Source organism: Hungatella sp. L36, from assembly GCF_014288035.1.
Window position 1 is genome coordinate 376,081 of sequence record NZ_JACOPC010000002.1, and the last position, 25,314, is coordinate 401,394.

15 protein-coding genes and 1 pseudogene are annotated in these 25,314 nt (G+C 41.9%); 14 read left to right on the plus strand and 2 right to left on the minus strand.

Going from position 1 to position 25,314, the window contains the following annotated elements; translation table 11 throughout:
* Nucleotides 1-202: 202 nt before the first annotated feature.
* From H8S80_RS07365 to H8S80_RS07395, 7 genes are all read left to right on the plus strand, one after another.
* On the plus strand, nucleotides 203-1,966 hold the full coding sequence (locus H8S80_RS07365; RefSeq protein WP_055650820.1) for a sensor histidine kinase: 1,764 nt from the start codon (nucleotides 203-205) through the stop codon (nucleotides 1,964-1,966).
* Complete coding sequence (locus H8S80_RS07370; RefSeq protein WP_006775459.1) at nucleotides 1,959-3,458, plus strand: response regulator; 1,500 nt, start codon at nucleotides 1,959-1,961, stop codon at nucleotides 3,456-3,458. Before H8S80_RS07365 ends, H8S80_RS07370 begins: the two co-directional genes overlap by 8 nt.
* 204 nt (nucleotides 3,459-3,662) lie before the next feature.
* Nucleotides 3,663-5,027 (plus strand): ABC transporter substrate-binding protein, encoded by a 1,365-nt coding sequence (locus H8S80_RS07375; RefSeq protein ID WP_117632227.1) that lies wholly within the window; start codon nucleotides 3,663-3,665, stop codon nucleotides 5,025-5,027.
* A 67-nt stretch (nucleotides 5,028-5,094) separates the two neighbouring features.
* Complete coding sequence (locus tag H8S80_RS07380; RefSeq protein ID WP_006775463.1) at nucleotides 5,095-6,006, plus strand: carbohydrate ABC transporter permease; 912 nt, start codon at nucleotides 5,095-5,097, stop codon at nucleotides 6,004-6,006.
* Between the two features lie 4 nt (nucleotides 6,007-6,010).
* Complete coding sequence (locus H8S80_RS07385; protein WP_039892412.1) at nucleotides 6,011-6,862, plus strand: carbohydrate ABC transporter permease; 852 nt, start codon at nucleotides 6,011-6,013, stop codon at nucleotides 6,860-6,862.
* 367 nt (nucleotides 6,863-7,229) lie between these two features.
* Nucleotides 7,230-12,839: a bacterial Ig-like domain-containing protein gene (locus H8S80_RS07390; RefSeq protein WP_181987958.1), complete on the plus strand. Its 5,610-nt coding sequence runs from the start codon at nucleotides 7,230-7,232 to the stop codon at nucleotides 12,837-12,839.
* Nucleotides 12,840-13,328: 489 nt separating this feature from the next.
* Nucleotides 13,329-13,745, plus strand: a complete 417-nt coding sequence (locus H8S80_RS07395; protein ID WP_055650823.1) for a helix-turn-helix domain-containing protein — start codon at nucleotides 13,329-13,331, stop codon at nucleotides 13,743-13,745.
* 1,029 nt (nucleotides 13,746-14,774) lie between these two features.
* On the opposite strand, the pseudogene H8S80_RS07400 reads toward H8S80_RS07395, so the two are convergent.
* Nucleotides 14,775-14,897: pseudogene (locus tag H8S80_RS07400) on the minus strand (hypothetical protein); the annotation flags it as partial.
* Between the two features lie 300 nt (nucleotides 14,898-15,197).
* Here H8S80_RS07400 and H8S80_RS07405 point away from each other — a divergent pair.
* The 5 genes from H8S80_RS07405 (at nucleotide 15,198) to H8S80_RS07425 (ending at nucleotide 21,109) form a co-directional block, all read left to right on the plus strand.
* Complete coding sequence (locus H8S80_RS07405; RefSeq protein WP_207729795.1) at nucleotides 15,198-15,554, plus strand: helix-turn-helix domain-containing protein; 357 nt, start codon at nucleotides 15,198-15,200, stop codon at nucleotides 15,552-15,554.
* 169 nt (nucleotides 15,555-15,723) lie between these two features.
* Nucleotides 15,724-15,981 carry a DUF6870 family protein gene (locus tag H8S80_RS07410; RefSeq protein ID WP_006775929.1) on the plus strand — a complete coding sequence of 86 codons (258 nt, stop codon included), beginning with the start codon at nucleotides 15,724-15,726 and terminating at the stop codon, nucleotides 15,979-15,981.
* Between the two features lie 193 nt (nucleotides 15,982-16,174).
* Nucleotides 16,175-17,869: a recombinase family protein gene (locus H8S80_RS07415; protein ID WP_006775928.1), complete on the plus strand. Its 1,695-nt coding sequence runs from the start codon at nucleotides 16,175-16,177 to the stop codon at nucleotides 17,867-17,869.
* Nucleotides 17,862-19,520: a recombinase family protein gene (locus tag H8S80_RS34775; protein WP_080552317.1), complete on the plus strand. Its 1,659-nt coding sequence runs from the start codon at nucleotides 17,862-17,864 to the stop codon at nucleotides 19,518-19,520. Before H8S80_RS07415 ends, H8S80_RS34775 begins: the two co-directional genes overlap by 8 nt.
* Nucleotides 19,521-19,522: 2 nt before the next feature.
* Complete coding sequence (locus H8S80_RS07425) at nucleotides 19,523-21,109, plus strand: recombinase family protein (protein WP_055650824.1); 1,587 nt, start codon at nucleotides 19,523-19,525, stop codon at nucleotides 21,107-21,109.
* Between the two features lie 282 nt (nucleotides 21,110-21,391).
* On the opposite strand, the gene H8S80_RS07430 is transcribed toward H8S80_RS07425, so the two are convergent.
* Nucleotides 21,392-22,051, minus strand: coding sequence for a hypothetical protein (locus H8S80_RS07430; protein ID WP_039892778.1), 660 nt, complete (start codon nucleotides 22,049-22,051; stop codon nucleotides 21,392-21,394).
* 780 nt (nucleotides 22,052-22,831) lie between these two features.
* Between H8S80_RS07430 and H8S80_RS07435 the strand changes: the two genes are divergently transcribed.
* Both H8S80_RS07435 and H8S80_RS07440 read left to right on the plus strand, forming a co-directional pair.
* A complete protein-coding gene (locus H8S80_RS07435) occupies nucleotides 22,832-23,512 on the plus strand; it encodes an ATP-binding cassette domain-containing protein (protein ID WP_117631569.1) in 681 nt (226 codons plus the stop codon).
* Entirely contained in the window at nucleotides 23,502-25,280 is a 1,779-nt protein-coding gene (locus H8S80_RS07440) for an ABC transporter ATP-binding protein (protein ID WP_181987931.1), read from the plus strand. The genes H8S80_RS07435 and H8S80_RS07440 overlap by 11 nt, the downstream gene beginning before the upstream one ends.
* Nucleotides 25,281-25,314: the final 34 nt, after the last annotated feature.

Here is a 25,314-nt window from a genome sequence, read left to right on the forward strand (position 1 = left end):
GAAGAGCTCCTGCTTTTGCAGAAATAAATATAGCCGGTCATTATTTCCTTTACAGAAAATCCAATGGCCGGTTTTGCAGTTGATTTCTATTATGTCTTTGCAGTTTTCTCTGTATTCGGTTATAATTATCTGGAAAAGTCGCTTTTTTCAAATCGAAAACAGGAAAATGAAGAATAGAGGAGCAGCGTTGAAAGGACAGTCGATGAAAAGATATCTGGAATATTGGTACCAGAAATACAGAGATTTAAAACTGGCGGAAAAGATGATTATTGTTTACGTCCTGATGTTGGGAATCTGTTTTCTTATAAGCGTTGCTGCACTACAGGTCAGCTTCAATATTTATGATGGGAAATTGTATGAAAAGTCCCTGCAGGAACTGGATTTTTTTACTCAGGAGGTAAACCGGAGTTTAGACGAGGTGGAAGGAATCTCCTATAACATAGCAATCGATACGCAGATTCAGGAACAGCTCACAAAAATGAAAAATTTGAAACATTTTACTGCGGATTATTCTTATGAAGTTTATCAGCTCCGTATGCTGTTTAATAAAGAACTGGCAAATTCAAATATGATATCCAACATGGTATATACGGACGGGGATAAAACTCAGTTTGTTGTGGGGCTTGCAACGGGAACGATCAGTAAGGAACTGTACGATTCAGTGATGAACCGGATTCATGAAGCAAAAGGGGCCTATGTGGTACAGCCGCCAACGACAGAGTATCCCTATTTGCTGACGGGCCGTGATGTAAGAAAACATATTGATGCGAGCCTGGAGTATCTCGGGAGCCTTCTGATCACCTGCGATGTTGCAGGAATGATCGAAAAGAATATTGACGATCTGGAAGCTGACAGTTCCACGCTCTGTGTGTACTCAAATGAGGGCGTTATCTATGAAAAGCAGAAGGGCATGATGGAGCGTCTGCCTAAGCTGGAGGGAGATAAAGGGTATCAGATTATTAAAGAACACGGACAGCGATATTTTGCTTGTTATTTACAATCATCAAAGACAGGCTGGACCTATGTCAATATATTTCCTTATTCGGAAATTTACGGACAGAATCAGAATCTGCGGTATATGATGATTGGTGGATTTCTTCTGCTGTTTCTTATTACCGCACTGATTTTGAAAAAACTTGCGCATATGATTGTGAAGCCGCTGGAACATTTAACAGAAAGTATGCAGATTGTGGAAACCGGAGATTTTGATCAGGCAAGAGAGTTTTTAGGAACCAGTACGCAGAAAGATGAGATCGGCCTGATGACCCAGGAATTTAAAGTGACATTGGATAAAATCGATTATCTGATTCATGAAAATTATGAAAAACAGTTTCTTTTGAAGGATACTAAGTATAAGATGCTCCAGGCGCAGATCAATCCGCACTTCCTTTATAATACTTTAAACAGCATAAACTGGATGATCCGTGCCCGAAAAAATGACGAGGCGGCGGAAATGACAGTGGCTCTGGGAACGATCTTACGGTCTGCCCTGAATAAACAGCAATATGTCGCCGTTGATGAGGAACTGGACAGTCTGAGGAAATATATGACGATTCAGGAGTACCGGTACAGGAAGCGTGTGGCCTTTTCTGTGGAATGTGAAGTCTCGGGGCAGTATCTAATCCCCCATATGACACTGCAGCCGCTGGTAGAGAATTCTATCTACCACGGGGTGGAAAAGATGCTGACGCCGTGTAAGATATCCGTTACGATCAGAGAAGAAGGAGGGAGAATTACCATAACTGTATCGGACAACGGCCCCGGAATGACGGAGGAAGAACTGGAAGCGGTCCGTACTTTTACCGCAGAGCCGAAAGGCCATGGTATTGGATTAAAGAATATTTACGAACGGCTGAAAATGGCATTTGATCAGGAGGCGTATTTTGATATCAGCAGTGTACCGGGAGGCGGAACGACGGTGACAATTAAGATTCCAAAGGCAGAGGTGATGATAAGCGATGAATAAGGTGTTGTTGGTAGATGATGAGGATATTGAACGCGAGGCAATGGCGGAGATTATTCCATGGAAGAAGCTGGACATGGAACTGGTGGATATGGCGTGGAATGGAATTGAAGGGCTTGAAAAAATACGGATGCATATTCCTGACATTGTAATTACAGATATCAAAATGCCGGTTATGGATGGGATTCAGCTGATCCGCAATACGAAAGAGCTTTATCCGGACATACTTTTTGTGGTGCTGTCCGGATATGGGGAATATGAATACACCAGCAGAGCAATGGAACTTGGAATCCGGCATTATATTTTAAAGCCCTGTGATGAGGAAAAGATTGTAGAAGTGCTGCTGGGAGTGAAGAAGGAACTGGAAGAACTGGAGAACAGAAGAAAGTCGGAACAGGAGTACCGGAGCACCTTTGACCGTATGCTTCCACGTGTAAAAGAACAGATACTCGGAATCTTGATAACCAAAGAGGAGGTGTCCAGGGCTGATGAAATCCTTCTGGAGAAATTTATGGAGGATATTACAAACTCCTTTGTATTGCTGGGAATTCAGTCCTCCCTGGAGTTGGATCAGCTGGATCAGTTTGCTCTGACAAATATATTAACAGAGCTTTTAGGTGTGGAGAACGTCTATATGAGTACAGCCACAAAAAATGAGATGGTTTATCTGATTCCAGCGGAGATGGCAGAAAATCTGCGGCCTCTGATTATAAAGGTTCATAAGGAGTATCGGAAGTATAAACAGACAAAGCTTCGTTCGGCGATCAGCAGAACAGGGGGGATTGAGGACGTCAGCCATCTGTACTCTCAGCTTCAGGAGTTGTTCTTTTTAGGTGATTCGGAAGGGAAGATGGAGTTTATCAGCTTTGATTTTTTGGGTGAGGCCGATGACAATTCCGTTATGGTATTGGATTATGACCGAATCAGGGAGGCAAAGGATTACGCGGAGGTGATGTTTGAGATTTATACTTCTTTTGTAAAGATGGAAATTCGTGGGTTTTCAAGGAAAAGGATCGCAGATTCCTTTCGTTTCTTTTTGAAGATATTCTGTGGGAAAGCGGAATGCGAATTGAACGATGGAGATATCTGGGGAATTCTGGAAATGGTGATTGAAGAATGCACTGCTTATCTGAAACTGTCACTGCCTGATACAAAAGATGGGAGCCGCATGAAACATATATTATATAGTATTTATCAGAATATCAAAAATCCGGATTTAAGTCTGCAGTATCTGGCGAAAGAAGTACTATTTATGAATGAAGATTATTTTGGACGTTTCTTCTACCGTTACACCAATGAGAAATACTCTTCGTTTTTAGTCAGGATTCGGGTAGATTTGGCAAAACGACTGATGGCTTTTGATCCGGATATCCGGATATCTGAATTAGCCGAGCAGATTGGGTATCCCGCAGATGGACAGTATTTTGCCAAGGTATTTAAGAAGACTACAGGGCTGGTACCGTCTGAATATCGAAAAATGCTAACCGTTCGTTGATTAAAGTCGGAAAATTACAAATAAATGAAAAAAGAGGGGTATCTAAGAAAGTATATTTTTTTCCTGGATGCTTCTTTTTTTACGTTTTAGTCGGAATTTTACAGATGAGTAATCTGTAAATTCCATTCAGATTTCCAGTGGAAAACAGTATAATAAGGCTATCAGAAATAAACAAAACCAGATTAGAAAAGGAGAGTCGTATTTATGAAAAGGTCTTTAAAAAAATTAACAGCTTTAAGTATGGCGGCGGCCATGGCGTTTTCACTGGCAGGATGCAGTTCAGGGAACGGAGGAGAGACAACGGCAGCAGAAGCCGCTAAGACAGATACACAGGCGGCCGGGACAGAGAGTACGGGTGAACCGGTTACCCTTAAAATTACCTGGTGGGGAGGCCAGGGGCGTCACGACTACACACAGAAAATGCTGGATGCCTATACTGCCTCCCATCCAAATGTAACATTTGAGGCAATGCCGTCAGGCTGGGATGGATATTTTGACAAACTGGCTACCCAGGCTGCTTCCGGTTCCATGCCTGACATTGTCCAGATGGATTATCTCTATATCACTACATATGCTAAAAATAATTCTCTGGCTGATTTACAGCAGTTTGTGGACGATGGAACGATTGACACCTCCAAGATAGATCAAAATCTGCTTAACACAGGAAACATCAATGGTAAACTAAATGGAATGGTGCTCAGCAGTTCTTATTTATCGGTCGGATATAATCCGGAGGTATTAGCGGATGCTGGCGTGACAGAGCCGGACAGCAGCTGGACCTGGGATGATTTTATTCAGACGGCTGAAACGGTCAAGGAAAAGACCGGTAAGTATGGTATGGCAGGCGGACCGGTCGATGATACCAACTTATTTAACTACTGGGTAAGACAGCATGGAGAAAGCTTGTTCAGTGAAGACAAGAAGGCGATCGGCTATGCGGATGACAAGCTTTGCTCAGATTTTATCCAAATGTGGGCTGATCTGATGGCAAAGGGGGCTGCACCGAATCCGGATGAGTATGCGGCGATCCAGACTCTGGGAGAGGAAGGAAGACCGGTTGTAACCGGAGAAGGCGCCATGCTGACAGAGTGGAACAACTATGCGACAAAAGTAAGCGGAACCAACGACAAGCTGAAAATGGTAACCCCTCCGATGGTTGCCGGTTCTGACGCCAAAGGTCTCTGGATGAAACCAGGCATGTTCTTCTCCATCGCGGAAACGTCCAAGGTTAAAAAAGAAGCTGCAGAATTTATCGACTGGTTTGTTAATTCAGAGGAAGCCAACGACATCATGATGGCGGAGAGAGGGACTCCGGTATCTTCAGAGATCCGTGATTATATGGTGGCATCTGGCAAGTTATCGGATCAGCAGGCAACGATGTTCAAGGGTGTAGAAGATGCCCTGGCACTCTGCGGTGAAACACCTGATCCAGATCCGGTTGGAATGTCAGAGGTTAATGAGTCCTTTAAGAATGCTGCTTACAGCGCATTCTACGGGCAGATGACTCCAGAAGAAGCAGCAGCTAAATTCAGAAAAGACGCAGATGCAATTCTTTCACGGAATAACTGATTGGCAGAAGGAGGGGACCATATACCATGGTCCCCTCTGACAGTAAAGAGGAGATTGGATAACCATTATGAAAAGTAAAAAGAAAAAAGCCGTTTCCAGACAGGCCGATAATGCAGTTGCGTACCTGCTCATGGCACCCTGGCTTGTGGGATTTATCGGGATGTGGCTGATTCCGGCGATTATTTCCATCTATTATTCCTTCACGGATTTTAACCTGTTAAACGATCCCAAGATCATTGGATTTGCCAACTATGCACGTGCTTTCACACAGGATGAGACGTTTGTACAGGCGCTCAAAGTGACATTTTTATATGTATTGGTACTCGTTCCGCTAAGACTTGCATTTGCCCTTTTTGTAGCCATGCTTTTAAATAAGAAACACAAGGGACTTGGGCTTTACAGAACCCTCTATTACGTTCCCTCCATCATAGGCGGAAGCATTGCGGTTTCCGTTGTGTGGAAGCAGATATTCGGAAATAAGGGTGTGGTTATGACACTGCTGTCCGTATTTGGAATCCAGCAGACCACCTCCTTTCTGGGAAATCCCAAGACGGCGCTCAGTGTCATCATTCTCATGGGAGTATGGCAGTTTGGTTCCTCTATGCTGATCTTCTTATCCGCATTAAAGCAGATCCCGTATACCCTTTATGAATCGGCTATGGTGGATGGAGCGAAGCCGTCCTATACATTTTTCAGAATTACGCTTCCGATGCTGACCCCGACGATTTTCTTTAATCTGATTTTACAGATTATCAACGGCTTCCGGGTATTTACAGAGAGCTATGTAATCACCGACGGCGGCCCGTTAGACAGTACACTGTCCTATGTGCTTTACTTATACCGCAGAGCCTTTACGTATTTTGATATGGGCTATAGCTGTGCACTTGCCTGGATCCTGGTTGCAATTATCGCTGTCTTCACCGTGATTATTTTCAAAACACAGAAGAACTGGGTCTATTATGAATCTGAGGAGGGGTGAGAAAATGGGAATGCACACAAAGAAAAAGATAAATTCGGTAATATTTCACATAGGAGCGTGCGCGCTTGGATTTTTGATGATTTATCCCCTGCTCTGGCTTCTGGCCAGTTCCTTTAAGAGCAATGATACCATGTTTCTGGATACGTATTCTCTGATCCCAAAGGTATGGGATGCAGGTACTAACTATAACAGCGGTTTTTCAGGGATCGGCGGTGTGAAGTTTACAACATTTTTTACCAATTCGCTGATCGTAACTGTTATCGGAACGGTAGGCTGTGTATTGACCTCCCTGTTGGCGGCCTATGCATTGTCCAGACTTAAATTTAAATTTTCCGGCTTTTGGTTTGGCTGTGTCATGATGACCATGATGATTCCCCCGCAGGTTATGGTCGTACCTCAATACATTATCTTAAAGCAGCTGCATTTGATTAATACGAAAACGGCACTTGTTCTTCCGTGGATTTTTGGCGGTGCGTTTTTTATCTTTCTGATGGTTCAGTTTTTCCGTGGAATTCCGAGAGAACTGGATGAAGCGGCAGAAATTGACGGATGCGGAAAGATAACGACCTTATTTAGAATTCTTGTGCCAGTGGTAAAACCGGCGATTATTACGTCCTCTATCTTTGCGTTTTACTGGATCTGGCAGGATTTCTTCCAGCCGCTGATTTTTATGAACAGTGTGGAACGCTTTACAATTCCGCTGGCACTGAATATGTATTTGGATCCAAACTCTTATAACAACTATGGTGGACTGTTTGCAATGTCAGTAATTTCGCTGCTGCCGGTAATTATTTTCTTTATTATCTTCCAAAGATATCTGGTGGATGGAATTGCCATGGATGGCATCAAGGGATAGAAACAGACAGATTGCAGCAACAGTTAATGGTATGATATGGAACAGTATGGAATATGTCAAGAGTATTCCATACTGTTCTTTTAGTATGGGGCGGCAGGACTCAGTTGAGTGCGCGAAGCGCAGAATTTAGACGGGAGGCGGCAACTTTTGTTGATAATTTATGTGTTTTTTGTTTGGTTATAATGGCGTTTTTTTGAGGCTGCTGAATATAAAAATTATAAAAAATATAATAAAGTCGGAATTTTCCAGCAAGGTTACCGGAAAATTACATAGGAAAAACAGAAAGTTTTGGATAGAATATAGGCACATCCTGAAAGCTCGTTGGGAGTACCCGCAGCGAAGGGAGAAAAAAGGAAGGGAGAATAGTATGAGATTGAAACAGAGAACATGGTTTCGCCGTACGATAGCGGCAGTACTTGTGGCCGGCATGACGGTTGCAACGGGTATGTTTACACTGGCTGCACCGGGGAATGGTGGAAAAACGGCCGGCGCCAGTGATTGGAAAGAAATTGCTGCCGTAGATTTCAGCGGGCTGGAAAGTTTGGATAACTTAAAGGACGGCTGGGTGGTCAGCGGAGGTTCAGGAACAGCAGAACTGGTTGAGGCAGGTGAGAGTGCAGAGGGAAAGGCCCTGAAGCTTACACGGTCATCAGATGGAGCTGTCACGCAATTAGTAAGAAGTGCATTGGGAATCGACAAAAGTAACTGCTCCTATGTATCGATAGAAACCAGACTGAAGCTTGGTACAGAAAAAGGCAACAAGCAGTGGAGTATCCCGTATATTAAGGATAAAAATGGAAAGGTAGCGTATACAGTCTTCGTAAGTGATGATGCGAACCAGTGGAGCCAGTATAAAACCCATGTTAATGGTACGAACAACCAGGCAGCAGGCACAGCGGTTCCCGGAACGTGGCAGACCGTCCGCATGGATATTAACCTGGAAAAGAATACGTTCCGTGTCTCTGTGGACGGCTCTTATGTGTTGTACGATGAGAATGCGAGAAGTGCAGCAGACAGCCTTGATACAATCCAGTTTTATGCGGACAGCTGGAATCGCGGAACTGTTTACATTCAGTCAGTAAAAGTGATGGGGCAGCAGGAGCATAAGGCAGGAACGACTTACTATGTGAGTAGCGAGGGCAATGATGAAGCGGCGGGGACATCGGAGAATACTGCATGGAAGACGCTTGGGCGGGTAAACCGCGAGCATTTTATCCCTGGAGACAGGATCTTGTTCCGTTGCGGAGATGAATGGGAAAATGAGACGCTTTTTCCACAGGGAAGCGGTAGTGCGGATGAAAAAATAGTTCTTGGCAGCTACGGAGAGGGGGCTATGCCTAAAATCTCCACAAACGGAAAGGCTGCGGATGCGGTCTGCCTGTACAATCAGGAATACTGGGAAATCTGCGGTCTGGATATCTCCAATACCGTGGAAGGTTTTTCCCAACTGTCGGGAGATGGAAACGGAGACGGGACACCGCCTGAAACTAATAATGCAGACCGAAACGCTGCAGATGGAAAATTGTTGGGTGAGTACCGGGGAATCCATATCGCGGGCCGTGATGTAGCTTCTTTAAAAGGTTACCATCTTCATGATTTGCTGATACATGATGTGACCGGTGTAGTGAGTTGGATTGGTGATACCGGACTTAAGGATGCCGGAATTGTGAACAATGCAGGTCTTGACGGCTCCAAGCGTACCGGAGGAATCCTTATCGAATGCCTGAAACCGAGCGGTAACCAGCCAACCCAGTTCAGCGATATTGTAATCGAGGACAGTGAATTTATCAATAATTCTTTCTGTGGCATAACAGTTAAGCAATGGAATGGTGAAGGCAGCCAGTATAGTAATAATCCAGGTTGGGCGAATCGGAACAGGGCAGGCGGAGCGCCGGATTACTACGATGCCAACTGGTATCCCCACAGCAATATTATAATTCAGGATAACTACATCAACCAGGGGGCTTCTGCCTATGCCTGCAATGGTATTTACTTGACCAGCAGTAAAGATTCCGTTATTCAGAGAAATGTCCTGGAACACATTGGAACCTGTGGAATCGAACTGTATTTTGCCGATAATGTGGCAGTTCAGTATAATGAGATTTCTGATGTGGTTAAAAAGGGCGGCGGCGCCGATGACAATGCCATAGATCCGGACTGGCGGGTAACAAATTCTCTGATCCAGTATAATTACATTCATGATGCAGGGGAAGGCTTCCTTTTATGCGGTGTTCATTTTAACTCCGGGGTAATCCGTTATAACCTGGTGCAGGACTGTGGAAGAAGTTATGTTCATTACTCTATGGGAAGCGGCTATTTCCAGATTTATAATAATATCTTCTACCGCAGTAAAGACGGTAATGGTACCAATAATTTCGATCCCTGGGGAGGTGGAAGTGCCGCCTATTTTAACAATGTGTTCTATGATGGAAAAGGACAGGGATTTAATTTCAGCGGAGGCAGCAACTTTGCCTATGACAATAATGCATATTACGGAACAGCACCTACAAGTAAGGATAAAAATCCGATTCTGCTGACTGATGATCCGTTTGAGGGAGACGCGCCCTCTCTGAACAGAAAGGGAAATTTCAAGACCGGCGTTCTTTTGGAGGCAAATGGATTGAGACCCAGAGTAGACTCTCCATTGATTGCAGCGGGAGTTGACCGGGATCCGAATGGATACAGCATAGATGATGGTCTGAAATCCAAAGGAAGCAAGTTTAATTTTACTTCACTGGACAAGGCAGATACGAATTACCTGGGCGACTGTATTAATATTGGAAGAATGGATTATCCAACTTTCGAAAAAACGGATGCTGAGGCAACCTTTGATTCGCCAAAGACACAGACGGTAGCGGATCAGAATGCACCTACGATCGGCATGTTTGAACTAAGCCTGGCTCCAGATGCGGTAATTCTCCGCGGCACTGTTACAGATGGATTGAATCCTGTCACGGGTGCAGTTGTAGAAGTGACAAGTGGAGATAAAACGGTTGAGGCTGTGACTAATAAGAGCGGCGTTTACTCGATTGTGCAGGGCTTGGCTCCGGGTGTAGCTACAATTACGGTTAAATGCGAGAAAGAAGATATAACAGACACTATCACACTGGAGGGAGGAAAAGTCAATCAGCACGATGTGACAGTTCCGATGGCAGACATGCCGGGATCATTTGAAAATGTTCTGATAGAAGAAAACTTTGAAGAACAGACGGATCCTGATAATTTCGGATTTTCACATGGAACAAAGATTGAGAATGGAAAACTGGTACTGACGGCAGGCAGTATGGGAAATGCAACCACAGCAGTTAAGACCTTTGGCCCTGAGATTACAGGGCAAAGAGGAATTGACATGACATTCGATTATGTCTGCACAAAGGGAGATAAACAGGGATTTGAATTCCGGGATTCATACGGAAGACTGTTGTTTGCGATATGTGCGGCAGCAGATAAGAATGATTTAAGGCCATCCGTAACCGGAGGAGCAGTAGATGATTCAAAAGCGGCAGCCGCCGAAGAACCATCCTGGAATCATATCGACATGAATAAGGATACAACGTATACGATCCGTGTGCACGCTGATTTTGAGGAGAAAACAGTCAGCTATTCCATCACGGAAAAAGACGGCAAGGTGGCAGCGCAGGAGATTGCAATTCCTACAGAAGCTTCCAATCTTGCAAAGATGATTGCCTGCAACTGGTGGGTCGGGCAGCCTCAGTATATCGATAATTTCAGGCTGACAGCTCCTGAAGCAGCACTGGATCTGCCGCTGGAAGGAAAAACGCTCTATGCGTTTGGCGACAGTATTGTTGCAGGCCATCAGTATACGAAACACAGCTTTGCTGATTTCATAGCAGATCAGGAGGGAATGATCCTTCAGAAATATGCGGTAAACGGGGCTACCATTATGGAGGCCGGTTATTCTGGAGGGCAGATTTTATCCCAGTTAAATAGTGCGCCGGACGAAGCACCGGATTATATTATCTTTGATGGTGGAACAAATGACGCAGAGTATCTCTTAAACAAGGACAGCGAGTCCCTTGGCACAATCGTGGAGGAATGTGATCCGGAACGATTCGATACAGATACTTTTGCAGGTGCTTTTGAGAAGACGGTTTATGAGATGAAGAAGAAATGGCCGGATGCTCAGTTGGTTTATGTAGCGGTACATAAGCTTGGCTCACGGGATGAGTCAATGCAGGATAAACTTCATGAACTGGAGCTTGCCGCCTGTGCAAAGTGGGAAGTAGCGGTTGCCAATCTCTATGACGATTCAGAACTGGATACTAGAAAGGAACCCCACAAGAACCGATATACCTTCAATTCCCTGGATAGTAATGGCCTTCCGGGAACAAATGGATCGGGAACGCATCCAAATTTAGCGGCGATTGAAGAATTCTATGTACCTGCAGTTACCGGGGCATTGCGCAGACCAGAGGTGCCCTCATCAGATAAAGAGGTCCTGACAGCTCTGATAGAAGAGGCGGAAAAAGAAACGGAGAAAACGGATATCTACTCTCCAGAGGCAATTGAAGCGGTTAAAAAGGCAATCGAAGCGGCCAAAAAGACAGCTGAAAAAGTATTTGCAACGCAGAAAGAAGTGGACGATCAGATCAAACAGCTGAAAAAGGCAATGGATGAACTGAAGGGAACAGAAACCGGATATTACACAGAACGTATTAAAGTAACGAAAAAACCAGAACGTACCAACTATGAAATTGGTGACCGCTTTGATCCGGAGGGAATGGAAGTTACGATTTATGAAATTGCCAGCAGCAGTAATGCTGCACGTTCGAGAGTGCTTTCGCCGGAGGAGTATGAAGTAGAGTCTGAGAGCTTTGAAACTGCAGGAACGAAAACGGTTACCACAGTATATCATGGAGTTGGAAGTGATGGACAAGAAGAGGCGTTTTATGATTCCTTTACAGTGGAAGTAATAGAAGCGCTGGAGAACGAAGTCTATACAACCGGAATTAAAGTAACGAGAAAACCAAATAAGTTAATGTATGAGACCGGAGACGACTTTGACCCGGCAGGGATGAAGGTAGTCGCTTATGAAGTGGCAAGTGCCAGCAATGCATCACGGAACGAACGAACACTAAATCCTGATGAGTACCAGATAAGGCATGAATCGTTCGATACAGACGGGACAAAGAAGGTTACAGTTTATTACGAGGCAGAAAATAAGGAAGGGGATAATGAAGTATTTACCGATTCCTTCACCGTAACCGTAACAGAAGTCTGGGAAGAGTATTATACAACCGGAATAGAAGTACGGAAAAAGCCGGATAAGACGGTTTATAAGACAGGAGAAGACTTCGACCCAGAGGGAATGAAAGTAGTCGCTTATGAAAGACGGGCAACCGCCAGCAATGCAGAGCGCAGGGAAAGAGTGCTTACGGAAGATGAGTACGATCTGGATATCCCGTCCTTTGGAATACAGGGAAGCAAGACCATCAAAGTGGTGTATGAGGGAGTGGATAAAAACGGAGAGGATAAAACCTTTAAGGATACCTTTACAGTTAAGGTTCTGGGACGTACGGTCAGCAGCAATGACAACGACAGCGACAGCAGCGGAAGCGTCTATATACCGGATGACAGTATCACCGGAACGTGGCAGGGCGGCCAGAATGAACCGTGGAAGTTTAAAAAGAGCACTGGAACATATGCAACAAATGAATGGGCTAAAATAAATGGGAAATGGTATCATTTTGATCAGGATAGCAATATGCAGACCGGCTGGTTGTCTGACCAGAACAAGTGGTATCTGTTAAATCCGGATGGTGCCATGTGTGCCGATACCTGGGTCCTGGTGAACGGGAAATGGTATTATTTCAATGCAGATGGGTCTATGAAGTGCAATGAGTGGTATTTCTATAAGGAAGACTGGTACTATCTTGGAAGAGATGGAGACATGCTGGTAAGTGATATAACACCGGATGGATATCAGGTGGATTCAGAAGGAAAATGGATTAAGTGATGAATAACACTTAAGCAGACTTGGAAAGAAAAACTACGAATACCGCAGATGAATCAAGTCTGCGGTATTCGTAGCTGTATATCAGAGAATTAAAACTACCACAGTTTCGTCAGAAACGGCGTAAAATTTGCAGCAGCATTCACATAGTAGCAGATAATAAGAGAGATACTTACCGATCTCCAGCGCATGTCCTGAGTGGGGCGCGTGATCCACAAGAGCGGGTTTAATGGAAGAAATACTTATGGCAGCCAGCATGGGATAATCGGTATCATTAATTAAAACCAGTCCTGGTTCTTGTAGAAAACATTAGTGCCAGAGAAGAAAACTACATATGTGGCATGGGGGTGACCAGATGTGATGAAAGTACTTATTACAAAAGATGTATGTAGGGAAAATTTGATAGTACATATATATGGAAACGGTATCATGACAGGCATAGATGCCATAATACGGAATACACTCATTGAATGACTAAAAGGAGAATGACTTATGAAGGATTATATTCGTTCTATTGCAGAAAACATTAGAAAATTACGTGAGCAAAAAGGAATGACACAAGAAGAACTAGCAGAATTAGCAGGAATATCTCAAAGCCATCTGAGTAAGTTTGAAGCTGGCTCCAGAAACATTGGAATGAAAACATATACAAGGATTCTGGAAGCATTAGGAGCTGTTCCTGTTTTGTTATCAGAAGTAGAACGAATTGAGAGGCATGTGGAGTTGTTGGAGCGTTTTATATGTTTAATAAAAGAGTGTTCCGAGGTTGAATTAAGATTTTTCATGGACATGTTGGAATCCATGAAGGATAATATAAATAAATTAAAATCAGATGAAGAAAAGAAAAAGGTCAGATTTCCACGCAATACCTGTTCAAATGATAAGTTGTCTAGGGAATGGGCTTCATGATGTCATTTCGCTAAAGGAGAGTCATTAATATGGCGACACTTTTCATTATGCGTCGGGTAGACTCAGTTGAGCACGCGAAATATCTACAACCCGCTATTGCCATGTTCAGCCGCTGATATCTTGAAGATTACCCAATCCATGTCTGGAAACGAAGCGATGGACTTTTGGTAATCGGATTACCACAGAGAAGTGCTGTCAATTATTACTTCTCCATTACTGTACGATATATACAGCCAGTAATGATCGGTGTTGTTGCATTTATTACGAATGTGCTTTTGATGATATACTGAACGGCGATAGCTCATTATTGCAACGAATGTTAAGCAATCTGATATGCAACAGTATTGTACACAATCCAGATGGCTACAAGATAAGTGTTTTTGTTGGAGGCTGAAGCATGTTTTTTCAGTGCTGTCTCGCATGGATTAAGTGTAAGAATAGAGCTTCCACTCTGAAATAGAAAAGCAAGGAGCAGCCTCCAAGCATAGAAAGCTGCTCCTTGCTTATTTTTTCATAATCATATCGGTAGGCTGATATCCGATGTCAAACGGTTTCAGTGCCCTCCTGATTCTGTACTCCTGCGGATTAAGAGTCAGCGCACAGTCAGCGGAGCCGCTGCAGGTAACTCTGTTATTTGAAAATCTCGGGCTGTCAGCATCAATCTGTCAAGCAGTCATTTTACTATAGCCTCCACCATATAGTTGAGGGCCAGTACAACTGTTTTCCCATGTCACTACCATCTTTTTCCTTCGTCTTCTAAAAGCCTTTTTAGCAAATATGCTATTCTGCACTGATTGTATCAACAATTGACGTGGAATATCACAACAGATGAGACAAAGGCGATAGAACGGATACGAAAAACGATAGAGTATCAGAAAACCCACGATTGCATAAACAGAGTGGTCTCCGGTCTTGACCAAACGTTTTGGTACATCGCCTCCCAGTCCTTAAAGTCTGCCTTTTTAAGCACGATATCCTCTGCTTCCACTTTTTCCTGCTTTCAAAAATGCGAAATGATCATACACTTTTCTAGTTTACCACTGTCGGTGCCTCTAAGTGCAAGTATTGGAAAATGGAGGCAGGAGCTATACCGTTTACACGGATATTCGGAGCCAACGGTTTAGCTAAAGATTTTGTCAGGCAGTGGACAGCCGCTTTTGAAGCATCTCAGGCAGACAGATAAATTATACACAAAGAAACGTTAGGCGTAGCAGCCAAATGGTTATTACGCCTGGCGTTTTTTTGTGTATGGGATTATTTACCATAAATGTAAATCAAAGGATTGGAAGGCTGATCGGATATTTTTGCACGAAAAAAGTGTCGTTATATAGCAAAAAAACTGAAATGGATAATTTTAGGGAAAATTCATGTAGAATTATTCCAGCCAGTCCATTTTAAAATATACTTTAATACTGTAAAATACTACCAAATGAAAAGGAGGAACAGAGGGATATGATACTTAACAGTTTTGATATTGCCCAAAATATCCGGTTAGTGCGAGAGACAAAAGGACTTACAATAGAAAAACTTGCAGAATTAGCAGGCGTTTCGGCAAATCATATGAGCAAAGTAGAGAATGGCCTAAGAAATTTAAGTATGGAGTCATATTTAAATGTATTACAGGCATTAGATGTATATCCGGTTTTTGTTGCAGGGGCAGATGATGGGAAAGAAACGAAAAAATATATTTCGGATTTTATGGAGATCATTAAAGACTGTTCCGGAAGAGAAGTGGCCTTTTTATTGAATATGGCTGTAAGTATGAAAGAAAATATGATAAAAACTGGACTTACTGCAAGCGGAAAATAATAACTGGATAATGATATGTTATGATCATGACATTTTTGGCATTAAAGGAGAACAAGATGAAAGAATACATATATTGGTGGCCCATTTTTTTCTAATTGACTTGGCATTTATGTTTAATTCAATTATTGTCTTTGTAATTGTGCTTATTATAAGTTAATAGGAGTTAAAAATGCTGACCGTTGAAGAATTAGAAGAATTACAAAATATAAGTATAGATCAGATGGATCCAAATACATTGGTGGATTTGAACAGTATAAGAGTTGATACTTCCCAGCCCAAAGAAAAGCGCATTAAAATGCTGTTGGAAAGTGGAATCAATCCATATTTTTTTCGGGTGGGAAATATGAAAATAAAAGTTGCTTATTCAAATACAGGGAAAACACTATCTGATATTATCGAAAATTTAGTGGAAAAAGCAGAGATTTGAATAAGAACACAAATGAGAAAAAATAAAAAGTAGGTGATTATGTTAGATGGTATGGACAACTGATTTGGATCATGGTAGAATAAAGGCGGAATAGAACTAAAGATTAAGCAGGTTCCTGCTACTTATTTGGTGTATAGCCGTCCGTTTCAGGAGGGTCATACAGCTGACTAATAAGTGGTTAGGAGCTGTTTTTATGTTTAAAAAGTATAATCATATCTTTCGAACGTACTCTTATCTGCGCCTATCGGTAGAAGATGGCGATCAAATCGAGAGTGACAGTATCAAAAATCAAAGAGTCATAGTTAACCGTTATAAGGAAAATCATCCAGAAATCCAATTGGTCGGTGAGGAGATTGATGATGGATATAGCGGTACTAATTTCAAGCGCCCAGGTTTTCAGAATTTGCTGGAATTGATCAAGAAGGGCATGATCGACTGTATTATAGTGAAGGACTTGAGCCGATTGGGAAGAGACTTTACGGAAGTGCTGCGGTATGTCCAACGCCGGTTCCCTGAGTGGGGGATCCGTTTCGTAGCAATCGATGATAACTATGACAGTGACGATGAATCCTGTAAACAGGATTTTCTGACTTTACCCATTAAAAGTTTACTAAATGAGAGTTACCCGGCAAATACAAGCATCAGTATCCGGAACACATTAAAAGCTATGCGTGAGCAGGGGCTTTTTGTTGGGGCATATGCATATTATGGCTACCAAAAAGACCCGGAAGACCGTCACAGGCTGATCCTCGACCCTATTGCTTCTGGGGTGGTTCGGGACATTTTTGCATGGAAAATATGCGGTCTTAGCCAGGATGCCATAGCCAGGAGATTGGATAGCCTTGGATTTTTGCCGCCTGCAGATTACAAGGTGTCACAAGGTATCCCATATAAAACAACCTTCAAATTGTATGAGCGCAGCCATTGGACGGCAGTGGCGGTGGGGCGGATACTATGTAATATTGCCTACGTGGGAATATTGGTTCAGGGAAAAACCACAACTCCCAATTTTAAGGTACATAAAACAATATATAAGACTGAGGAAGAGTGGGACATTGTGGAGGGGGCTATTCCGCCAATTGTAAGCTGGATTGATTTTATGATTGTTAATCATCTTTTGGAAAAAGACACGCGGACTGCGCCAGGGCAGGATACGGTTTACCTTTTTTCGGGTATTCTTGAATGTGCGGACTGCCATCAGTCACTTGTGAGAAAACCTGCAAAGTATAATGGGAAGGAATACGGATACTATGTGTGCTCAACAAATAGGGATCATAAAGAGCAGTGTTCTTCACCACACCGTGTATCTGAAGCAAAGCTTAAAAAAAGTATGCTTCTGCTGATCCGACACCAAATTTCTATGATGGTAAACTTGAAGTCAATTTTACAATATGTGGAGACAATTCCGTTTTCTGACCGCAAAGTTGAAAAAGAAAGTAACCGGATGGAAATGTTAAAAAAGGAGTACCAATGGAATCTGAAACTGTCTACGTCTCTTTACGAAAGTTTCCAAGAGGGAATTCTTACTAAAGAGGAGTATCTGCAGATGAAAAAAAAGTATTCAGAGCGCTGTGGAGAATTGGAACAGTTGATGGAAAATCAGGAAGAGGAGAGCAGAAATATATTCCGAAATATCTGTGGACAGAATAACTGGATTGAACATTTTCTGAAATTTGGTCAGATCAAGGAACTCGACCGAAAACTGGTGGTCAGCTTTATTAAAGACATACAGGTTACGGCCCAGGGAAATCTGGAAGTGACATTCTGGTTTGAAGACGAATACAGGCAAGTAATAGAAAAGATCAAACAGATTCATTACGAACTGCCCAACGCCAAAATGCAAGGCTTCTTGAATCAAATAGGAGAAGGAGGTGTTTTGTGTGGCTAGAACAAGTAGAAAAAGTTCTAAAGCAGAAAGATCAGCTCCTGTTTTTAGAGAGAACCGATGGGCATCCTACGCAAGATTATCAGTGAAAAGCAACAAAGTGGGTATTGATGATTCTATTATACATCAACTTCAGAGGAACCGGGATTTTATCAGGAAAAATATACAGGACGGCTTACTGGCGGGAGAATATTATGATGATGGCATTTCAGGAACAACATTCGACCGTCCCGGATTTAATGAATTGCTTCAAGATATCAAACGCGGGAAGATCAATGCAGTCATCGTCAAGGATTTCAGCCGGTTTGGAAGAAACTCCCTGGAGGCTCTTGAACTTCTGGAAGTTGTGTTTCCTTCCCTCGACGTAAGATTTATCAGTATTGATGATGCATATGACAGCGCAGATCCGCGCTGTAGCAAAGACAGGATGATTTATATTATTAAACATCTGGCAAATGAGTATTATGCTCGGGTCGCATCGAAAAAGTTGTCACAGGCTCATGAACTGAATCGAGGAAGCGGAGAGTTTTGGGGAGCAAGACCACCGTATGGATTTGCACGTTCTCAAAAAAACAGTAAGATACTTGTCCGTGATGATGAGGCCGCAGTTGTATTGATACGCATTTTTAATATGTTTGTCTTAGAAGGATATACATATTTTAGGCTGGCAAAGCAACTTAATGAAGAGAGAATTCCCTGTCCGCAAGCATATTATCTTATAAAACACGGAAAACAAGACAAGGTAGAAAAGAATCCCGAGAAATATTTATGGACTGGTAATACAATATCAAAAATAATTCAGAATCCGGCCTACATAGGGTGCCTGGTAACTCATAAAACAGAGCAGAGTTATTACAAAAACCAAAAAATCAGAAGGGTCCCTCGGCAAGAGTGGATCATAGATGAGAACGTTTTGCCGCGTATCATTGGACAATCAGTTTACGATGAAGCACAGGAGCTTGCGAAACAGGCGTGGGTAAATAATTTTAATCGAGAGAACGACAAGAAACTTGGATTGTTTGGCGGAAAAATAATCTGTGGTATTTGTGGAAGAAATATGAGCCAACACAGGTATAAGACCAAAAAAGGGTTGGGATTTGAGTATCATTGCCCAGGACATGATATAGCTCCAAGTATCTGTAAAGCTCAATTTGTCAATGAAAAATATATTCTGAAAGCTGTAACAGTTCTCTTGGATAGATGGGTAAAAGCTGCAATGAAGGAAAGAAAGTTATATAAAAAAGGCATATTTCTAACTAAACTAAAGAGGGAATTTCAACAGAATATGGCAATAGCAGATGATGAGTTGCAGAGAATAACGGTAAAACAACAGCAGATATATGAAGATTATGTCGGTGGACTTTTGGATAAAAGAGAATATCTTCAAATTAAAAATCAGTATTCAGAACAAAGAGAAGAGTTGATCGAGAAAAAAGGAAAGCTGGATATGGAACTTAATGATGCAGTCCGGAAGTATTCTATGAAGAATAAATGGATTTCGAGTTTACTGGATATTCATGGAAATATTTGTATCACCGCAGAGGTGATTGATGAATTGATTGCGGAAGTTAGGGTTGTAGATAAAACGTCTATTGAGGTTATCTTTAAATTTAAAGACATATTTAACATAGATGTAGAATGCGAGGTGGTATGATAATGATAAAAAAATATTTGTTTTTCTATGAACGTCTTTCAAAGGAGGATGGGGACGATGAGAGCTGCAGCATTGGGAATCAACGAAGATTATTGCAGCGTTTCCAAAAAGAGAAGGACGAATTTTCAGATTATGAAGTAAAGGAGTTTATTGACGATGGCTACACAGGGGCGAATTTTGAACGTCCTGATTTCCAGAGAATGATGGAAAAAATTAGAAGTTTATATGGCAATAAGATCGTTGTAGTAACTAAAGATTTTTCACGTTTGGGACGTGATACTATTGATACGGTAAATTATTTAGAGAAAATATTCCCATTTTTGGAAGTGCGCTATATTGCGGTAAATGACGATTACGATAGTAATGACTATCCGTATGGTTTGGACTTTGAAAATAAGTTTAAAAATTTGATTAATGGTATATATCCAATGCAGCTTTCATATGCGCATAAAAAAATCAAAATGGAAGAGGCCAAACAGGGAAAGCATAATGGACCGATACCAACTTATGGATATCGGTATACCAAGGAACGTGAATATGAAGTAGATTGGGAAGCTGCTACGGTTGTTCAGATGATAATGGATTTTTTGGAACAGAGAAAAAGTTATAAATACATCATCTGCTTCCTGGCAGAAAAGAAGATAGAACCCCCCAGTATTTATTTAACGAGTAGGTATGGAGTGAAGTTGAGTAAGGTTAGTAAAAAATCTGTATGGAATAGAGCAACGATCCTTAAAATAGCAAGGAATAAAACCTATTTAGGATATTCTGTGCGTCATACAGTGGAGAGCTGTTCTTTGGGTACAAAGAAGACTCGTGTTATTAAACGGGATCAGCAAGTTTTGGTTCCGAATAGGCAGCTAGCCATTATCAGGACAGAGCAGTTTGATAGTGTGAATGACTGGCTTGATGATAGAGCTGAAAAGGCTGGCCATAAAAAAACCAAACGGCAAAGAGTTTCTGCACTATATAAAAAGGTTTATTGTACAGAATGTGGTTGTGGCATGACTAGAAGATTAGAATATAATTATGATGTTTACGTTTGCTTGGACAAACGGGAAAATCCCTTTTCGGTCTGTACTACGAAACCTATTCAGACATCAGTTTTGGAGGCAGCGGTTTTTAAAGCATTACAGTTTAATATATACTTATTTTTGGATAATGAAAGAAACATTAAAAAGTCTTTAAAGAGTAATATAACTGATCGGCATGAAGAAATGGCATGTCTTCATAAATCTGTTGACTTAATAAGTTGTCAAAAGATGGAATTGTATGAGAAATATAAATCAGAGCAGCTTACAAAAAAGGAATATATGAAAAGAAAAGATGATCTGACAAAGCAAATAGACGTATTGGATAAACGTATTGCTGAAATAGAAGATGATATTAACAGGCATAATGAAGATAATTTTATATTTAGTTCAGAATATGCTGGATTGGTTGAAAAATACAAGGAAGAAAAAATACTTACGTCAGATATAGCCGATGCTTTCATTGAGAAGGTATTAGTGGATAGGAATCACGATATAGAGATTATTTTTAAATTTCAGGACGAAATTGATAAAATCTATGAGAGAATAGCGTGCTGAGAAATAGTTACATGAAATAACGAAATAAGGAAAAATTACAATAGATAAAGAAAAATAATAACTTTGGTTTACTATATTTAAGAAATTACAAAGTGATTTATGAAACGATTAGAAAGGCGCTGTCAGGTTTATGCCGTACAGCGCCTTTTCAAATGGCAGCCAAATACTTTTTCGAAATGATACCGTTTTCTTTCATTCTTGTGTTAATCAGTAAGAGTATAGTGCAGTCCCCTGACTGAAAATCAAATTAAAAATGATTAATTTAAGCAGATTGATTTTATACTATGTATTTTTGGTTACTCTAAATACATCAGGAGGTAAAATTATGTCATAATAATCAATGGATCTTTCTATGTGCTTAAGAGCCTGAATTAGTTTTTCATCTTTTAATATAACACTGTATCCATAATTTCCAGCAATCATAATATTTTTGCCCTTCTTCTTATAAATCTCAATTTTAAATTGCTCTAATTCAAAAAAACCATTGGCGATCCCTTCACGCCATAATTTGCTGTTGTAATCAATGTTATGCGCTTTGTATAAAGCCTCAAAAAGTTTAGTTGCAAACAAACCATGTGTGTGGACACGAATTTTGCTCTTTAATTGAAAGATAGAAGGGTTATCAATAACTTCTTCAAGACTATTTAAGAAATGATGTTGTATTTCCTCTTTAGATAAATCTTTTATTTTTCCACACATAGTTAATTCATAAGTTTTTCCTGACTTAATTAGCTGCAAATGAGTTCCATACTTTTTTATTGGAAAAATAACAAAATTGAATATTAGTAATATAGGTATTGGTGCCACAATTTTTAAAAGAATATTAGGTGTTACGGTTATAATAATTATGGTAAGTGTTAAATTAATCATAAGATGTAGATTAGTATAAAAATAATAATATAAAACATAACAGATAAATTTAATTCGTAATAGTATCTTCATTAATATATCCTCTAAATCTTTTAATTTTATCTTATTATACAATATATAAAATTAAAAATAAATTACATAATTTCTTAGATTTATATTACTGTATCATAAAAACAGACCCATCAATCCTTTAGGAGTTAGTGGAAGGCCCTTGTTGTATTGTGTACTAATTATTTATGGACTGATAGTCAATGGATAAGTATAGGTAATCATCGTAAAATAGGCTTATAAGCATCAGGCAATTTAGCAATGATTAACTGATGTGTTACTGAATTGAATGATTCAGGTTTGCGTACTTTGACAATAGAATATCAGCATGGTAGATGTTTTTTGTCTTATTTGTGTCATAAATGGCATATTGAAAATCATCTTTTGAGATACTAAACGTTTTGGACATGCTTTTAAGCATGAAGAGAAAGTAATTAGCTACGCCACGAGCTACCTGCCTTAAATGCAAGTATAAGGTAAACACCAGGAATCGTAATAGAAGAAGTAAAAGGTATGAGCGGCACTTTCTCATGGATCATATAACCAATGGTCTAAAACCCAAGATGATAATGATACCTCCGTAATAATTGAATCGCGGTCCAGGTAGCGCTGGAGGCATGAGCAGCAAGTAAAGGCGCTGTAAAGTGTCAGGAAGGTTGTGGTTATACCTAATCTACATGCTCCCATGGTACAAGGGGGGAGATAATATACAACCGCACTAATTTATGGTGCGGTGTACCATTAAAAAAGTAGAACTAATCAGCAACAGAACTTGCTTATTAGCTGTGCTTTTTTAGATAGTTTATGATTTTTTTTGGTTCTTACTTGACACAGGCAGGAAAAACGACACTGGTCAAGCTGGTTACACGGCTCTATGACCCGACGGAGGGGGAGATTCTTCTAAATGGAACCGACATCCGCCGTTTTGCACTTCAGGACTACAGAAATCTGCTGGCAGCTGTATTTCAGGACATCAACTTATTTGCCATGACCTTCCAGGAAAATATCACCTGTGAGGAGGACGGTGCGGATGGAGAACGCCTTTTGGCCGCCATAGAGGAAGCCGGGCTTTCGGCGTTTTATGAACAGCACGGGAAGAATCCGGATCTTCCGCTGACAAAGTATCTCTACCATGACGGCGTTGATGTATCCGGAGGAGAAAAACAGAAGATTGGAATCGCCCGGGCACTTTACAAAAATGGAAAGATCTTGATTTTTGACGAGCCGACGGCGGCCCTCGACGCCCATGCGGAATATACTCTGTATCATGAGCTGGCGGAGATTTCAAAAGGCCGGACACTGCTGTTTATATCCCATCGACTGGCCTCCACCAGATTCTGTGATGAGATTGCACTGATCGACGGGGGACGTGTGGCGGAGCTGGGAACTCACGAGGAACTTCTGGAAAAGAAGGGAAAGTATTACCAGATGTTTATGGCTCAGAAGAAATATTATGAGGAGGGGGAGGCGACGCATGAAGCATAACATAAAAAAAGAACTTTATAATTTGAAATTTCTGGCTAAAAAAGTAGTTCAGGCATCGCCAGGCTACGTTCTGGCCGCGTTTGTGGAATCCATGCTGGAGGCGGCGCTTCCATTTGTGGCAATACTCTTTCCCAAATACATGATCGATGAGATGATGGGAGAGAAACGTCTTTCCCTTCTGGCCGGGTATGTGGCGGCGGCCGCGTTATCAGCGCTGTTTTTATCGATGGCGGCAGGCGCGCTGAAACGGTATATGAATGCGGTGACAAGGGATATTCTGGTTAAGATTGAGTATGACATCGGCAGCCACAACATGGGGGTGGCCTACGAGAATCTGGAGGATACGAAGTACATAGAGCAGAAGGATAAAGCCATGCTTCCCATCCGGGAACGAATGACTCATCTCTATATTGTGCGCCAGTTTCCCGAACTGATCCGCTGTGTCCTTACGGCAGCAGGGGCCGTTGGAATTCTCTTAAGCTTCGATGTGATCAGCCTGATAGTCATCATGATTCCCACAATTGTGATCGCCTGGCTCAACAAAGGATATCAGAAAAAGGAGATGGAGATTCACGAAGAATCCGTAAGTATGGAGCGCTTCTTTATCTATTACTATCAGATTCTCGAAGATTTTGGACCTGGAAAGGATATTCGGCTGTTTCGCCTCCATGAACTGCTGATGAAGCGCAATAACGAATGTGACGACAACATATTCAAGTTCAAGAAGCAGACCATGGAGCTGAAACGGAGGTTTGAAGGGATTTCCAGGATTTTAGAGGCGTTCCGCAGTGCGTTTGTGTACGGATACATCGGCGTGAAGGCTTTGCTGACCGGTATTACCATTGGCAGCTTCAGTATGTATACGGGAGCGGCGGCGACATTTTCCAGTTCCACAGCAAATCTGCTGAATATTATCGTGCGTTTGAGACAGGACTGCCGTTACCTGGAAGAATTCGTGAAACTGGAGGAGATTCCGGTGGAAACGGAGATGGAAGGCCAAAAGGACATTGACACCAGCCAGCTAACTCTGGAATTTCGTCATGTGTCGTTCCGGTATCCGGGAACAGAACGCGACATCTTAAGTGATGTGAACTTCGAACTGAAGCCGGGCGAGAGCCTGTCTGTCGTGGGCAGAAACGGCGCTGGAAAAACCACCATGATCAAGCTGCTGTCCAGATTGTTCAAACCGACTGGCGGTCAGATCCTGATCGGCGGCGTGGATATCCATACGATTGATTCTCTAGTGTACCGGAAGCTTTTATCCGTGGTATTTCAGGATTTTAAGATATTTGAATTCAGCATTGAAGAAAATGTGGCTGCCGGAACGGCTGTCTCAGAGAAACGCCTGGAATCGGCGCTTAAGAATGCAGGGATCTTTGAAAAAGTTCAGACTTTTCCGAATGGAAGCAAGACATTCGTTGGAAAGCAGTTTGAGGAAAGCGGGACGGAATTTTCGGGTGGAGAGCTTCAGAAGCTGGCGATTGCCAGAGCGCTGTATAAGGATTCCCCGGTTATTGTGCTGGATGAACCGACAGCGGCTCTGGATCCGTACGCGGAGGAAGAGGTGTATGGGCGTTTCAGTGAACTGACGGGAGGACGCACTGCCGTATACATCTCACACCGCCTTTCCAGCTGCAAGTTCTGCAGACGGATTATCTTTCTGGAAAACGGAAGGATCACAGAGGATGGAAATCATGAGGAGCTGATGCGCTTAAACGGGAAGTACGCGGAGATGTTTCAGATGCAGGCAAGCCAGTATACAGGATAAAGATGTGTTTAAAATGACAAACTGCGATAGGAGC

Coding starts and splice junctions, on each gene's coding strand:
- H8S80_RS07365 (WP_055650820.1), top strand. CDS start 203: ATGAAAAGATATCTGGAATATTGGTACCAGAAATACAGAGATTTAAAA.
- H8S80_RS07370 (WP_006775459.1), top strand. CDS start 1,959: ATGAATAAGGTGTTGTTGGTAGATGATGAGGATATTGAACGCGAGGCA.
- H8S80_RS07375 (WP_117632227.1), top strand. CDS start 3,663: ATGAAAAGGTCTTTAAAAAAATTAACAGCTTTAAGTATGGCGGCGGCC.
- H8S80_RS07380 (WP_006775463.1), top strand. CDS start 5,095: ATGAAAAGTAAAAAGAAAAAAGCCGTTTCCAGACAGGCCGATAATGCA.
- H8S80_RS07385 (WP_039892412.1), top strand. CDS start 6,011: ATGGGAATGCACACAAAGAAAAAGATAAATTCGGTAATATTTCACATA.
- H8S80_RS07390 (WP_181987958.1), top strand. CDS start 7,230: ATGAGATTGAAACAGAGAACATGGTTTCGCCGTACGATAGCGGCAGTA.
- H8S80_RS07395 (WP_055650823.1), top strand. CDS start 13,329: ATGAAGGATTATATTCGTTCTATTGCAGAAAACATTAGAAAATTACGT.
- H8S80_RS07405 (WP_207729795.1), top strand. CDS start 15,198: ATGATACTTAACAGTTTTGATATTGCCCAAAATATCCGGTTAGTGCGA.
- H8S80_RS07410 (WP_006775929.1), top strand. CDS start 15,724: ATGCTGACCGTTGAAGAATTAGAAGAATTACAAAATATAAGTATAGAT.
- H8S80_RS07415 (WP_006775928.1), top strand. CDS start 16,175: ATGTTTAAAAAGTATAATCATATCTTTCGAACGTACTCTTATCTGCGC.
- H8S80_RS07425 (WP_055650824.1), top strand. CDS start 19,523: ATGATAAAAAAATATTTGTTTTTCTATGAACGTCTTTCAAAGGAGGAT.
- H8S80_RS07430 (WP_039892778.1), bottom strand. CDS start 22,051: ATGAAGATACTATTACGAATTAAATTTATCTGTTATGTTTTATATTAT.
- H8S80_RS07435 (WP_117631569.1), top strand. CDS start 22,832: ATGATTTTTTTTGGTTCTTACTTGACACAGGCAGGAAAAACGACACTG.
- H8S80_RS07440 (WP_181987931.1), top strand. CDS start 23,502: ATGAAGCATAACATAAAAAAAGAACTTTATAATTTGAAATTTCTGGCT.